At 56.6% G+C, this 13198-nt stretch carries 12 protein-coding genes and 1 pseudogene; 12 read left to right on the top strand and 1 reads right to left on the bottom strand.

Annotated elements, in window-relative coordinates; genetic code table 11:
* Positions 1-24: 24 nt before the first annotated feature.
* Positions 25-759 (bottom strand): molybdopterin converting factor subunit 1, encoded by a 735-nt coding sequence (gene moaD, locus FHS18_RS34830; protein WP_183596234.1) that lies wholly within the window; start codon positions 757-759, stop codon positions 25-27.
* Between the two features lie 106 nt (positions 760-865).
* Here moaD and moaA point away from each other — a divergent pair, with 106 nt between their 5' ends.
* From moaA to FHS18_RS01585, 12 genes and pseudogenes are all read left to right on the top strand, one after another.
* Positions 866-1867 carry a GTP 3',8-cyclase MoaA gene (gene moaA / locus FHS18_RS01635; protein WP_183596232.1) on the top strand — a complete coding sequence of 334 codons (1002 nt, stop codon included), beginning with the start codon at positions 866-868 and terminating at the stop codon, positions 1865-1867.
* 60 nt (positions 1868-1927) lie between these two features.
* On the top strand, positions 1928-2413 hold the full coding sequence (locus FHS18_RS01630; RefSeq protein WP_183596230.1) for a hypothetical protein: 486 nt from the start codon (positions 1928-1930) through the stop codon (positions 2411-2413).
* Positions 2414-2437: 24 nt separating this feature from the next.
* Positions 2438-3886 (top strand): bifunctional metallophosphatase/5'-nucleotidase, encoded by a 1449-nt coding sequence (locus FHS18_RS01625; protein WP_183596228.1) that lies wholly within the window; start codon positions 2438-2440, stop codon positions 3884-3886.
* 58 nt (positions 3887-3944) lie between these two features.
* Positions 3945-4784: an undecaprenyl-diphosphate phosphatase gene (locus tag FHS18_RS01620; RefSeq protein ID WP_183596226.1), complete on the top strand. Its 840-nt coding sequence runs from the start codon at positions 3945-3947 to the stop codon at positions 4782-4784.
* Between the two features lie 175 nt (positions 4785-4959).
* On the top strand, positions 4960-6072 hold the full coding sequence (locus tag FHS18_RS01615; RefSeq protein ID WP_183596224.1) for an HD-GYP domain-containing protein: 1113 nt from the start codon (positions 4960-4962) through the stop codon (positions 6070-6072).
* Positions 6073-6272: 200 nt separating this feature from the next.
* Positions 6273-6614, top strand: a complete 342-nt coding sequence (locus FHS18_RS34010) for a hypothetical protein (protein WP_221401167.1) — start codon at positions 6273-6275, stop codon at positions 6612-6614.
* A 12-nt stretch (positions 6615-6626) separates the two neighbouring features.
* Positions 6627-7409: pseudogene (locus FHS18_RS01610) on the top strand (extracellular solute-binding protein); the annotation flags it as partial.
* A gap of 4 nt (positions 7410-7413) precedes the next feature.
* On the top strand, positions 7414-9111 hold the full coding sequence (locus FHS18_RS01605; RefSeq protein ID WP_183596222.1) for an ABC transporter permease: 1698 nt from the start codon (positions 7414-7416) through the stop codon (positions 9109-9111).
* Positions 9108-10244, top strand: coding sequence for an ABC transporter ATP-binding protein (locus FHS18_RS01600; protein ID WP_183596220.1), 1137 nt, complete (start codon positions 9108-9110; stop codon positions 10242-10244). Before FHS18_RS01605 ends, FHS18_RS01600 begins: the two co-directional genes overlap by 4 nt.
* Positions 10245-10267: 23 nt before the next feature.
* On the top strand, positions 10268-10894 hold the full coding sequence (locus FHS18_RS01595) for a metallophosphoesterase (protein WP_183596218.1): 627 nt from the start codon (positions 10268-10270) through the stop codon (positions 10892-10894).
* Positions 10895-11091: 197 nt separating this feature from the next.
* A complete protein-coding gene (locus FHS18_RS01590) occupies positions 11092-12033 on the top strand; it encodes a LysR family transcriptional regulator (RefSeq protein ID WP_183596216.1) in 942 nt (313 codons plus the stop codon).
* A 116-nt stretch (positions 12034-12149) separates the two neighbouring features.
* Positions 12150-13013 carry a hypothetical protein gene (locus FHS18_RS01585; RefSeq protein ID WP_183596214.1) on the top strand — a complete coding sequence of 288 codons (864 nt, stop codon included), beginning with the start codon at positions 12150-12152 and terminating at the stop codon, positions 13011-13013.
* The last annotated feature ends 185 nt before the right edge of the window (positions 13014-13198 follow it).

The raw sequence follows: 13198 nt of genomic DNA, 5'->3' as shown, positions 1-13198 counted from the left end.
CGTAAGCGGGTCGGATGGCTGAAACTACTTGAGGCTGACCGTAGGATCCCATGGACCCAACTGATGTCCTTTCCATTCCGAGCCGTCCTCCCAGATCTCCTTCTTCCAGATCGGGACGATCTGCTTCAATCGTTCAATGGCGTACCGGCTTGCCTCGTAGCATGTATCGCGATGCGGCGAGGAAACGGCGATGACGACGCTGATCTCGGCGATATCCACGACGCCGATGCGATGCGCGATGGCGGTCAAGGTGCCGGGCCACCGCTCGGCGATTTCATCTCCGATCTGTTCGAGCGTCTTCACGGCCATCGGTACATAGGCCTCATACTCCAACTTGACGGTACGCACGCCGTGCGTCCATTCGCGGGTTGTGCCGGTAAAGGTCAATGTAGCTCCGTTCGCGGCGGCGATGACCTGGCGCGTCACAGCATCGACGGACAACGGCTCGTCCGTAACGACAAAGCGGGGTGTCTCCGCGAGCGTCGGCTGCGGAGCTGCGGTCTCTTCGCCACCGGATACCGGCGGCAGCAATGCGAGCTCATCCTGAGCGCGGATAACGGCATCATCGGTTGCGTAGGACTGGTTGCAGGCGACGAACGATATGGACAGCAGCGAGGCCTGCTCGGGATACTGCTCGCTCAGAGCCTGCTTCAACTCGCTTACGGTAAGCTTCTCTTCAGGTAATGCAAGAGCTAAGGCAGGCGTGCCGAATCGGTCGGCCAAGCCGGCAAACAATTGGATCTTCCATTCTATAGTCATGGCAGTAAACCTCTCATTGTCGGATGTTAATGGTTCTATCTAGCATACCATAATCAAATTAAAAATGTTATGCTATTAGAAGTTCTAGAAAGGAGTGAGCCTGCTCATGACCGTTTTGACCGATCGATTTGGACGCGTCCATAATTATTTGCGCATATCGGTTACAGACCGTTGTAACCTGCGCTGCCTATATTGCATGCCGGAGGAAGGCGTCGAATTCGCGCCGTCCGAAGACTTACTTAGCTATGATTCGATTGTCGAAGTGGTGGAGACCGCAGCCAGCCTCGGGATCTCGAAGCTGCGTATTACGGGAGGCGAGCCGCTCGTCAGGCCCGGATTGGCTGGGCTAATCGCGCGCCTGTCCGCGATCGAAGGCATCCGCGATATCTCGCTGACGACGAATGGCGTGTTGCTGGCGGCACAAGCACAGGCGCTGAAGGACGCGGGACTTAACCGGGTCAACATCAGCCTTGATACGCTCGATCCGACACGGTTCCGTTTCATTGCCCGCCGCGGTGACTTGAAGCGCGTCATGGAAGGGATCGAGGCTGCCGCGAAGGTCGGCTTCTCGCCGATCAAGCTCAATTGCGTGCTGCTCAAAGGCGTTAACGAAGACGAGATCGCGTCCTTCCTGAAGATGAGCTACGAGCAGCCGCTGCACGTGCGGTTCATCGAATATATGCCGATCGGCCATGCCGACGAAGGTTGGCGCAATCATTACCTGCCGTTGTCGCGGGTACTCGAGATCGCCGAGGAATCCGGTTACAAGTTCGCGCCGAAGAGCGACGTGTTGGGCAACGGCCCGTCGGAGGATTATTTGATCGAGGGGGGCGTAGGCTCGTTCGGGCTTATCCATCCGATCAGCGACCATTTCTGCAAGAACTGCAATCGGCTCCGCTTGACGTCGGACGGCGGCATCAAGCCGTGCCTGTACTGGATTGATGAGCTCAATGTGAAGCCGGCGCTGGGCAATCCGGAGGCGCTGCATGAGCTGTTCATGCGTGCGATGGATATTAAGCCGCTCAATCATGAGATGGCCGAGAAGCTGGCGAATCAAGTGCAGACCCACGAGCCGACTGCTAGGCGCATGTCGCAGATCGGCGGATAACGCCGGACATCTCTAAACTTGCGAACACGCGCGTATGGACCGATGAGAGGACGGGGAAAGATGGGAGAACGCAATACTGGAGTTCCGGAGATCATCATCGATCACTTCGGATTGGAGCAGCAAGCGAGCACGCCTGAAGCGATGGCCAAATTGGCTGGCAGCACGTTTGCGCTCAGTGAGCGTGTCGATGATGCTGCAGGAGAGGCATTCGATTTTGCGGCATGGTATGCCGCTTGGAGGCTTGAACAAGGGATCGGCGCGGATCAGCCTCATCCGACGCATCTGAAGGTCGAAGCTGTCGATTCGTTCGAGGCGGTCATTCCGTGGAAGCAGTTGGAGTCTGCTGCCTTCCTGTTCCGAGTGGATGGAGCGCCGTTGGCAAAGGGCGGACCGCTTCGGTTGTTTACCCCGAATGGCAGCAGCGAATGCTTGAATGTCAAAAGCGTCGTCGTGTGCCGTTTTATCCAGGACGAGACGTTGGGCGACGAGTCGGTGTACGGCTTCAAGAGTACGTTCTCGCCGCAAGAGCTATTCATGAAACGATAACGAATCAGTATGCCGGAGGCTATCATGAACGAAACGAACTTTGACGAGCCAGCGGTCGTTCTTCTGCATAGCAATGATATTCATAGCCGCTTGGAGAATGCAGCGCGCATGGCCTCATATATCGCCGATACAAGGCGGCAATACGGCGCGGAGCATGTCCTGCTGCTGGATATCGGCGATCATATGGACCGGATGCGGCTGGAGACAGAGGGCAGTGACGGGGATGTCAATATTGCGCTCATGAACGCGGCTGGGTACGAAGCGGTGACAGTCGGCAATAATGAAGGGCTGACCTTCACGATGGAGCAGCTCGCGAACGCCTATGCGCTGGAAGCGAGGTTCCCCGTTATTTGCGCCAATATGAAAAGGTCGGGAGCATCGGATCTTCCGGAATGGATGCAGCCTTCCATTATTGTGGACAAGGGCGGACTGAAGATCGGCTTAATCGGTGCGACGGCGGCCTTCTCCGAGTTCTATACGCTGCTCGATTGGGAAGTGACCGAACCGCTGGCGGCTATCCGCACGGAAGTAGAACGTCTCCGCAGCCAAGTCGACGTCATCGTAATCATGTCGCATCTGGGCATACTGCTCGACCGGAAGATGGCGGAATCGATCCCTGGTATCGACCTGATCCTGGGTGGCCATACGCATCATCTGCTCGAAGAACCGGAGATTATCGGTCAGACGTATGTGTGCGCTGCCGGCAAATTCGGAGAATACATAGGACGCGTGGAGATTGCCGTTGACCCGGCCTCGGGGCGTCCGCGTTACCGTGTTGCCTGCGTGCCCGTTGCAGCATGGGAGCTGGAGCAATCGGCTGCCGAGATTATCGAGCAGTATCATACGCTGGCCTCGGAGCGGCTCAGCCATGTCGTCGCGTATCTGGAGCAGCCGCTGGAGTCGCGCACGTCTCATGAATCGCCACTGGCCAATTTGCTCGCGGCCGGATTAAGAAGCTGGACGGATGCCCAGATCGGGATCGTGAACGCCGGCCAGTTGCTCGGGAGCCTTGCCGTCGGCGAGGTCACTGCGGGTCAGCTTCACGCGTTGTGCCCGTCTCCGATTAATCCGTGCCGCATGCAGCTCAGCGGCAGCGCGATCCGCCAAGCATTGGAGGAGTCGCTGCTTACGGAATTCAAGGAGAAGCCGATTCGCGGCTTCGGCTTCCGCGGGCTGGTGCTGGGCACGCTTGCCGTCGACGGTCTGGAGATCGATTTTGACCCCGATGCACCGCCTTATGAGAAAATCACAGCCATTCACGTCGATGGCGCCGAGCTTGACCTTGAGCGTAACTATATTGTAGGAACGATCGACATGTTCACGTTCGGCGTCGGCTATCTGTCGATCAAGAGCGGTACCGACATCCAATATTACTTGCCGGAATTCATTCGCGGCGTGCTGGCAGAGCAGCTGAAGGACGAAGCGTTGATCGCGGACAGCGGCCGCAGCCGTTGGCACTCGGTGCGCGATTAATTCCAAGCAAGCAACGAGCTAACGGGTATAGGATGAAAGGAGCGATCAGGACAACGTTATGGGCGACATAATGAATGCGATCATACTGGCAATTGTCGAGGGTTTAACGGAATTTCTGCCAGTCTCGTCTTCCGGCCACATGATTTTGACGAACAAGCTGTTAGGCTATTCACCGGATGATCAGCAAATTATTACGTTCGAGATCGTCATTCAACTCGCGGCGATCCTGGCGATGGCGATCGTGTACCGGGCAAGGATTGCGAATCTGCTCGGTCTCTCCCGCACGCCGGAGACGATCGGCAAGCTATCGGGCAAGTCCGCCCCCCGCGGAAGGCTTAATCTGGTCCATATTGCGCTCGGGATCGTGCCGGCTATGGGTCTGGCCTTCCTCCTTAAGGACGTGATTAAGGGCGATGGCTTCAATCAGGCCCCGGTGCTGTTCGCCCTGGTCGTCGGCGGGATCTACATGTGGACGGCGGAGTGGCTGGTCGAGAAGAAAAAAATCCGCACCGTATCCGAAACGGTGGACGATATTACATACAAGCAGGCTTTCCTCATCGGCTTGCTGCAATGCTTGTCGCTGTGGCCTGGCTATTCGCGCTCGGGCTCGACGATCGCCGGCGGGATGCTCGTCGGCACGAGCTATAAGGCAGCGGCTGATTTCTCCTTCATCATGGCAATCCCGATTATGGCTTGCGCGACCGGTTACGAGATGCTCGACAATTACCGGTATATCGGCGACAATCTGCCTTTCTTCCTCATCGGATTCATCGCTTCCTTCCTGGTCGCTTGGCTCGTCATCGTGATCTTCCTTCGGTTCATCCAACGCATCAAACTCAAGCATTTTGCCATTTATCGATTTTTGTTAGCCGCGCTGTTCTGGCTGCTCGTCATGTAAGACGAATTTCGATCATAAGTCCTGCATATGACAGTTGGAATGTGTCGTTTGAAGGAATATATTGTCGAGAATTGTAGGTGGAAGTTCTTGCTCTTTTGCCTAAAATCCCTTACATTAACATTACGAACATCATTGTGAACCTGATTAAGGGAAGAAGCGAGGACCGAGTACTCCGATGCGACTAATACCGACACATCTCTGTATGCCTGGCATGAGGCTGGCGAAGAAAATCTATTCTGAGGAAGGACAGGTCCTTCTTACGGAACATTCCGAGTTAACGAGTAAGATTATTCGCCGTCTATCGGACTTCGGCGTTCACTTTATTTATATTGAAGACCCGCGCACATCGGATTTGCAGGTGCCGGATCTGATCAGCGAAGAGACAAGGCGCAAGGCGCTCTCCGAGATACGAACACAATTCAGGCAGTTGATGAACCGGTCGAACCAGCGGAGCACAGCGCCTTATCCTTATATCGCCAAGCCATTCCGCGAAGTGATGGAGCTCGTGCTCGACGATCTGCTCGAGAGCAAGGATGGACTCATCATGCTGATGAATATGGGCATCGTCGATGATTATTTGTATCAGCATTCGCTCAATGTGTGCATCTATTCGACGATGCTCGGCATCGCGAGCGGCTACTCGCGCGCGGAACTGATGAATCTGGGGATGGGCGCGATGCTGCACGATGTCGGCAAGACGCAGATCAGCGTGGGGGTCCTGAAGAAACCGGGATCGCTCACCCGCGAGGAATATGAAGAGATGAAGCGGCACGCGGAACGGGGCTATCTATTATTGAAGGATGAACCGAACATTCCGCTGCTTGTCGCGCATTGTGCCTTCCAACACCATGAACGGATAGACGGCAGCGGCTACCCGCGCGGCATAGCGGGCGACAACATCCACGAGTATGCCAAATGGATTGGACTCGTCGACTCTTATGACGCGATGACGACGATGCGCGTCTACCGGACGCCTATGCTCCCGCACGAGGCAATGGAGGCGCTCTATGCCGGATCCGGCACGATGTACGAACAGAGGATGCTGCAATGTTTCCGCGATAAGGTGGCTATTTACCCGATCGGCGTTACCGTCAAGCTCGGATCTGGCGAGATCGGCGTCGTCTCCCGCTTGAACGACCTGATCCCGCATCGCCCGGTCGTTCGGGTGCTGTACGATCAGGAAGGGCAAGAAGTGGCTGTCCCCTACGAAGTGGATCTGTCCACGGCGTATAGCAGTTTGATTATTAGCGTTGGCGATGAGCAGCAGCTCAGAGAAGCCACAAGCTGATTTTATTTTTAGACCTCTGTGTCATTCGACGCGGAGGTCTTTTTGCGCGTGGGACTCTATAGAAAAATTCTATGGAACCCCCAATTTATATCGAGATTATTTAATAAACTCTTATTGTCCGGTTAATGGCTTCCTTACATACATCTCGTAATCTAGTTGATGTAGACGATAGAACGAAAGATGAATAGGGAGGATCTACCATGCATAACCGGTATAATCGCACGTCACTGGCCGCGCTTGCGCTGACGCTGACCTTGACGTTGTCCGCTTGCGGCAGCACGAATCAGGCTGACAACAATGGGGCGAACACGGCTGAGGCCGAGACGACCGCCGCTGCAGGCTCGAATGCGAACACGCAAGCAGAGACAGATACATCGACCAATACGGCAACGGAGCCGGCCAAGTCTGACGAGCCGCTTGTCGTGTACTTGAACGACTTTGACGAGATCATCCAACCGCTCTTCGAACAGGCAACAGGTTACAAGTTGGAGCTCGTAACGGGTAACGGCGCTGAACTTGCTTCCCGGATCGAAGCCGAGTAGGGCAATCCGCACTGGGATGTCATCTGGATGGATTCGATGCCGATGATCGACCAACTGGGCAAGAACGGCCAACTGTTGGAGAACTGGGCGCCGGGCAACAAGGATGGCCTGACCGACTTCGCCAAACAACAGATCCCTGCTAATGGTACCTATTATCCGACCGGCGCACATGCCGCTTCGGTCATTGTCTATAACACGAAGGCTTATGACGCATCTACCGCTCCCAAGACGTGGGCTGACCTGGCGGCTGCCAAGTTTAAGGATGTAGTCGGGATGGCGGATCCGGCCGTCGCCGCGCCGGCATACCCGTTCGTTGCGTGGTTCTTCCAGTCGCAAGGGACGGAAGCGGCTCAATCCTACTTTACGAGCTTGATGAAGAACGGCCTGCATGTCTACCCGAAAAATCCGAACGTCGCCAAAGCGCTCACGGGCGGCGAGATTAAAGCGGCGGCGCTTCAAGAAAGCAATGCGTACACCTTGAAGGCGCAAGGGGAGCCGGTGGACATCATTTGGCCGGAAGAAGGCGCTCCGGCTTCGGTGCGGGTAGCGGCGATCCAGAAGGAAACGGACCATAAGGACGCCGCCAAAGCGTTCGTCGAGTTCCTGCTCGATCCGAAGACGCAGCAGGCGCTGATCGATCAAGGCGAAGAAAGCTATTTCGAACCTTCGGCAACCGGCGTAACGCCGAAGCAAGATCGCGCGGCGAATGCGAAGCTCGTCGTAGCCGAAGCAGCCTGGGCCGGCGAACATGAGGGCGAGATTAAGCAGTGGTTCGCGGATCAAGCGGTGAAGTAATCTGATGTTCCGTCCAATTAAGCACGAGAATCAAGCAGGATGGCTGATGCTGGCCATCCTCTTCCTTCTTATTCTGCTTCCGCTCGCTGCTGTCATCATTCAGGTTCTGCTGCCTGGCGTCTTCTTCGGGAGCTTGAAGATCGGCGATCTGTCACTGCTGCTGGATGTGTTCCGGCGTCCGCTCTGGTACGCCTCGCTCCAAAATTCGGTCTATCTCGGCATCGGCACGACGCTGCTCGCAACGATCCTCGGCGGAGCGCTTGCAACCGTCCGGGCACGGTATACGTTCGCAACGGCCCGACTACTGGACGTGTCCATTTGGCTTCTGCTGGTAACTCCATCGTTCATTCTGGCGCAAGGATGGGTCATGTTCGCCTCGGCGGACGGACTTGCCGCTTCGTGGTTCGGTTGGAGCGGTTTGACCGATTTGATATTCCGGCCGTCCGGTCTGGTATTGGTCATGACGCTCAGCAAGTTCCCGCTCGCTTATTTGGCGATCTTCGGCGCGATGGAATGGCGGGCGAGCCGGCTCAGCGAGGCTGCGAGGATGTCCGGGGCAAGTCCGTGGACGGTCTGGCGCACCATTGAGGCGCCGCTATTGCTGCCGGCCATCTGCTCCGGTGCGATGCTGGTGTTCATGGATACGGTTGGCGACTTCGGCCTTCCTGCATCCATCGCGACCGTGTTTCGTTTTCCGACGCTGCCGTATTCCATCTACTCGGCATTATATACGTCGCCAATCCGGTTCGATATGGCCGGGGCGCTGTCGTTCTATCTCGTCGTGCTGATAACGCTGGCGATGACGGTTCAACTGCTGGTCATGCGCAAAGCGCGGTTCGACGTGTTATCTTCCCGGGCGACGAAGCGTGAGGTCCGAAAGCCTAGACGAGGCGCGTGGCTCTTCACGCTCTCCAATCTCGTGTTCTTGGCCGTCACGCTCGGCATACCGCTTGGCTCGAATGTACTGATGTCCGTCACGGATGGCGCGGGATCCGGGGTAAGCGGACTTACTTTGACGCACTATCGGACGTTGTTCAGCGAGGGCAGCACGCTGCTCAGCGGGCTCGTTCATTCCCTTGAGCTCGCCTCGGTTGCCGCCGTACTTTCTCTCGTCATCGGCTTCCTCGTCGCTTACGTGCTTACCTATTCGCAATTCAAGCTGCGACGGACGCTGGACGTTATCTCGCTTGTCTCGCTCGCCGTACCGGGCATCGTGCTTGGCATTGGCTATATTTTCATCTGGAATCAATCTTGGTTGGAGTCGATCGGCCTGCTGCTATACGGGACGCCTTGGATTCTCGTATTAGCCGGTGTGGCCGGCGCGATTCCGGTGGTGACGCGCATGATCTCCGGCGCGATGGCCCAGGTGCCGGGCCAGCTGCTCAATGCGGCCCAGATGCAAGGCGCTTCGTTCCATCAGCGGCTGCTCACGATTCTGGCTCCGCTCACCAAAGGCGCGCTGCTGACGGCGGCGTTAACCGCCTTCGGTTCCAGCATCTTCGATCTGGCGATCTCTTCGATTCTGTACCCGCCTAACTATATGACGCTCCCGGTGGTCATTAACAAGGCGTTCGAGGATCTGAAATTCGGTTATGCCGCTGCGGCTACGCTTGCAGGTGCCGGGCTCGTCATTCTCATTATCGTCGTGCTGGAGCTGATCGTCAGGCCCGCGCGCAAACAGGCAAGGGGAGTTAGCGAATGAAATCGATATTAGAAGCCGATCGGTTAAGCAAGTCGTTCGGCAACCATACAGCGCTGTCCGAGATCAGTTTCGAGGTGCATGCCGGCGAAATCATCAGCGTGCTCGGTCCATCCGGCTGCGGCAAATCAACGCTGCTGCAGCTGATCGCAGGGCTTACGCAGCCAGACGGCGGCGAAATCCGGATGCGCGGGAAGACCATTGCAAGCCGCAGCCAGATGGTGCCGCCCGAGAAACGCGGGATGAATATGGTCTTCCAGGATTACGCGTTGTGGCCGCATATGAGCGTCTATGACAATATGGCCTACGGGATGCGCCGGCAGAAAGCATCCGCTTCCGTGATCGCCGCTCAGCTGGAAGAGCTGATGGAGCTGCTGCATCTGAAAGGTCTTGAGCGCCGGCTGCCGCCTCAGCTGTCCGGCGGACAGCAGCAACGCGTGGCCATTGCCAGAGCGCTCGCCACGAAGCCGGATTTGCTGCTGCTCGATGAGCCGTTGTCCAACCTCGATCAGGGTCTGCGGATCGAGATGAGGACCGAGATGGCCTATCTGTTCCGCAAGCTCGGTACGACCGTATTCCACGTGACCCATGATCCGGATGAAGCATTCTCGATGGCGGACCGCCTTATTATTATGCGCGCCGGCGGCATCGATCAGATTGCTCGGCCGGAGGCGTGCTATAAGCTGCCGGCTACCCGGTCTGCGGCCAGATTGCTCGGAGCGGGCAATCAGCTTAAGGGCAAGCTTACGCGCATCGGTCAGCATGCAGTCGTGCGGGTGGATGGCATGGAGTTGACCGGAACGGCCACGACCGACTGGAAGGGGTCGGCCGGCGATGACGTCGTGCTGCTGCTGCGTCCGGATGTCGCAAGCTGGCTCGGGCAAGCGGCCATAGGCTATCATGCCGCCGAGCTGGAGACGGCTGCGGCGCTTGAGCCGTCAACGGACCCGGCAGGAAGCGGCAATCGGCTGCCCGCGGCCGTGCTGCACAGCGTATTCGAGGGCAAACATTGGCGGGTTCTCGCGGAAGCGGGCGACGGCCAGAAGTTGTCCTTCCTGCACGAGCGCAAGCTGGAAGCCGGCGAGCGGGGCAGCCTGATCATTCCCCCCTCGCATCTGTTCGTCTACCCTACTTAGAAGAAGGAATGGTACAAACGTAAATGTCACGCTTATTCGCACTATCCGATATTCACGGCCATGTGGAAGGAAGCAAGCTGCTGTTAGCTGAAGCGGGCTATACCCCTGTCCTAGACCGGCTGGTCTTGGTGGGAGATTATGTCGATCAAGACCCGTCGACTTATGAGGCGCTGCCGTTCATACGCGAACTGACCGAGGGCGGAGCAATGGCCGTTACCGGCAATATGGAGCAGGCGCTGCTCCAACACAATAAGCTTGCATCAGCAGGAAGCCGGTTGGCGCAGTACGTCCCCTTCCTGGAACAGCTGCCATACTACGTGGAGCTGGAGCACTATTTGTTCGTCCATGCCGGCATTCGTCCCGGCGTACCGCTTGCGCAGCAGCGGGAAGACGATATGATCGGCATCCGGAGCGAGTTCTGGAGCAGACCGGCAGCCGAGCCATATACGATCGTGTTCGGGCATACGCCTACGCATCGGATCGGAGCTTCTCCCGGGGAGCTATGGCTGCAGGAGAAGCGGCTCGGAATCGATACCGGAGCCAAACATGGGCTGCGGCTCACGCTCGTCGAACTGACGGAGCGCAAGGCATACTCCTGCTCGACGAACCCGAAGAACCGGTACGGTGATGTTCGCACGGTACGGTGGTAAACCAGCTGATTGGTTTGCGTTCAAAATCGTAAGATTGGAAATGCAGCATTCAGCGTTGTTTGGAAATGCAGCATTCAACGAAGGATTGGTTTGCGTTCACAATCGCAGCACCTCTTTACGATCGGCATTTGCCTTTCCGTACGGAGGTGCTTCGTCCGTTTCGCTACGGTCCGTTAGATGAAGCAAGAAGGGATGGGATGAGCTTGAATCTGTTGAAGCTGCAAATCGTGGAACTAATCGAGAAGCATCGCCGGATTACGGCCGTGGCCGATCAGCTCGGCCTCAAGCAGCCGACGGTCACTTACCATATGAAGACATTGGAGCAGGAGATGGGGGTCAGGCTGTTCGAGCCGCGCATGGACAAAATCATTCTGACCGAAGCGGGCAAGGCGCTGCTCCATTATGCGGTCAAAATCAATTCGCTCTCTTCCGAAGCGCAGCGGATCGTCGGGGAGTTCGGCCGGATGAGCCGCGGCTCCCTCAGGATCGGAGCCAGCTACGTGCCTGCGACTTATCTGTTGCCGCGTGTGTTGCGCGAGTTTGCCGCCCAGTATCCGGGGGTTACCGTTTCCCTCTCGGTCAAGCCCTCTCCGATCATTACGAACATGCTGCTCAACCACGAAGTCGACCTTGGCATCATATCAACGGAAGTATTCCGCCAGCCGCCGATCGAGCTTCGTACGATCTGCGAGGATGAGCTTGTGCTCGTCTGCGCGCCGGGCCATCATCTGGCGAGCTATAGCGAACTCAGCCCTGCTTTGATATCAACGGCCAATCTCATCCTCCACGGCAAGGAATCCAGCACGCGCCAAATGACCGACAGGTGGATGGAGTTATGGGGGATACGCGTCCAAGGTTTCCTGGAGCTCGATTCGCTTGAGGCGATCAAGCAGGCGGTCATGCAAGGCGGCCATGCTTCGTTCGTCTCCCGGCTTGCCGTGCAAAGCGAGGTGGAGCGCGGACTATTGGTCGTCAAGGACATTCCGGATTTCGAATATGTGCGCAACGTCTGTTACGCCTATAACAAGGACCGCCATTATTCGCAGCTGCTGGAGCAATTTATCGGATTCTTGCATGCGGATAGGAGCAGCACCGCCCCTGTGAGCGGTGTGAACAAGGAAATGTTGGGGAGCATATAGATTTTCTTCCCAGAATTGACCAAACCGCCTATCGTCGTTCATCTGCCAATGACATCCCTTATCTAAAGTTAGAAGTGTCAGGAACACCACTTCAATCGATAAGGGAGCTGAAATTAATGATGAATTTGGGTTGGAAGAGCAAGGCGGTTATGCTGTTGACGGGACTGGCGCTTGTGTTGCCGACATTGCCGCAGTCGCAGCCGGCGAATGCCGCGTCCGCGAACATGGTGCCAGGATACGAAGTGAAGTTCTTGCTCAAATCGGGCAGCGTGCTCGGATCCGACTACAAACCGACATCCGCCCTCAAGAGCGCATTCGGGCTCGGTTCGGCGACCAGCCTTGGCGTCGAATATTTCGATACGGACGCGCTGGAGCTGGATGAGCAAGGCTGGGATGTTCGTTTCCGCAAGAAGTCGAACAAGTCGAATTTCGAAATTAACTATAAGAAGCGCTACCCGATCGTGAACGGCGATATTAACGCTGCGCTTGCTTTGGCGAATCAAGACGGGTTCGATGCGGGCAGCGATGATTTCGAGGCCGAAGTGGATTGGGGCTACGGGAAGCAAACGCTCAGCATCGCCACCGAAGAGACGAAGAGCGCATCCGGCTACAGCGGCACTTCGCTGCCAACGGAGTCGAAGGCGCTGGAGATCGCGCTGGACAAAATGCCGGGCGAGTTGGCCGATTGGGGCAGTAACGGCTGGGGCGAGGATACGCTGGAAGCTTCCCGCGCGCATGGTCCGGTGACGGTGAGTAAATACGAGGGCGAATTTAACGATCTGGAGACGGATTTGGAGATTTGGCCGATCCTGAATGCCGCCGGCACAGGTACCGAGTATATCGTCGAAGTCTCGTTCAAAACGGATAGCTACAGCGAAGCTTCCACGGAGCGCGTGGCGCTGCTTAGCTACCTGCAGGGCAAAGGCTGGCTGCAGACGGAAGACTCGCTCAAGACCCAACTGATTCTGGAGCGGTACTAATCTTCCGCTTGCGGCAAGCCAAATAATGGAGGGAATGCGCTGTTCTTACGGTCAGGAATGACTGTGGGAGCAGCGCTTTTTGCCTTGCGGCTCGCCAACTCTGCGCAAAGAGAATTGTTTGCAACCGATGCTGTTGAAGTTTACAATGAAGAGTAGTTCTTTATACTAAGTACAGTTAAGGTGTT

It is taken from the genome of Paenibacillus phyllosphaerae (genome assembly GCF_014192105.1).
In the GTDB taxonomy this organism is placed as follows: domain Bacteria; phylum Bacillota; class Bacilli; order Paenibacillales; family Paenibacillaceae; genus Paenibacillus_Z; species Paenibacillus_Z phyllosphaerae.
This window is presented reverse-complemented; position numbering and strand designations above follow the sequence as displayed.

Excerpts from the sequence above, each read along its gene's own strand:
- moaD (WP_183596234.1), bottom strand. The coding sequence starts at position 759 with ATGACTATAGAATGGAAGATCCAATTGTTTGCCGGCTTGGCCGACCGA.
- moaA (WP_183596232.1), top strand. The coding sequence starts at position 866 with ATGACCGTTTTGACCGATCGATTTGGACGCGTCCATAATTATTTGCGC.
- FHS18_RS01630 (WP_183596230.1), top strand. The coding sequence starts at position 1,928 with ATGGGAGAACGCAATACTGGAGTTCCGGAGATCATCATCGATCACTTC.
- FHS18_RS01625 (WP_183596228.1), top strand. The coding sequence starts at position 2,438 with ATGAACGAAACGAACTTTGACGAGCCAGCGGTCGTTCTTCTGCATAGC.
- FHS18_RS01620 (WP_183596226.1), top strand. The coding sequence starts at position 3,945 with ATGGGCGACATAATGAATGCGATCATACTGGCAATTGTCGAGGGTTTA.
- FHS18_RS01615 (WP_183596224.1), top strand. The coding sequence starts at position 4,960 with ATGCGACTAATACCGACACATCTCTGTATGCCTGGCATGAGGCTGGCG.
- FHS18_RS34010 (WP_221401167.1), top strand. The coding sequence starts at position 6,273 with ATGCATAACCGGTATAATCGCACGTCACTGGCCGCGCTTGCGCTGACG.
- FHS18_RS01605 (WP_183596222.1), top strand. The coding sequence starts at position 7,414 with ATGTTCCGTCCAATTAAGCACGAGAATCAAGCAGGATGGCTGATGCTG.
- FHS18_RS01600 (WP_183596220.1), top strand. The coding sequence starts at position 9,108 with ATGAAATCGATATTAGAAGCCGATCGGTTAAGCAAGTCGTTCGGCAAC.
- FHS18_RS01595 (WP_183596218.1), top strand. The coding sequence starts at position 10,268 with ATGTCACGCTTATTCGCACTATCCGATATTCACGGCCATGTGGAAGGA.
- FHS18_RS01590 (WP_183596216.1), top strand. The coding sequence starts at position 11,092 with ATGAGCTTGAATCTGTTGAAGCTGCAAATCGTGGAACTAATCGAGAAG.
- FHS18_RS01585 (WP_183596214.1), top strand. The coding sequence starts at position 12,150 with ATGATGAATTTGGGTTGGAAGAGCAAGGCGGTTATGCTGTTGACGGGA.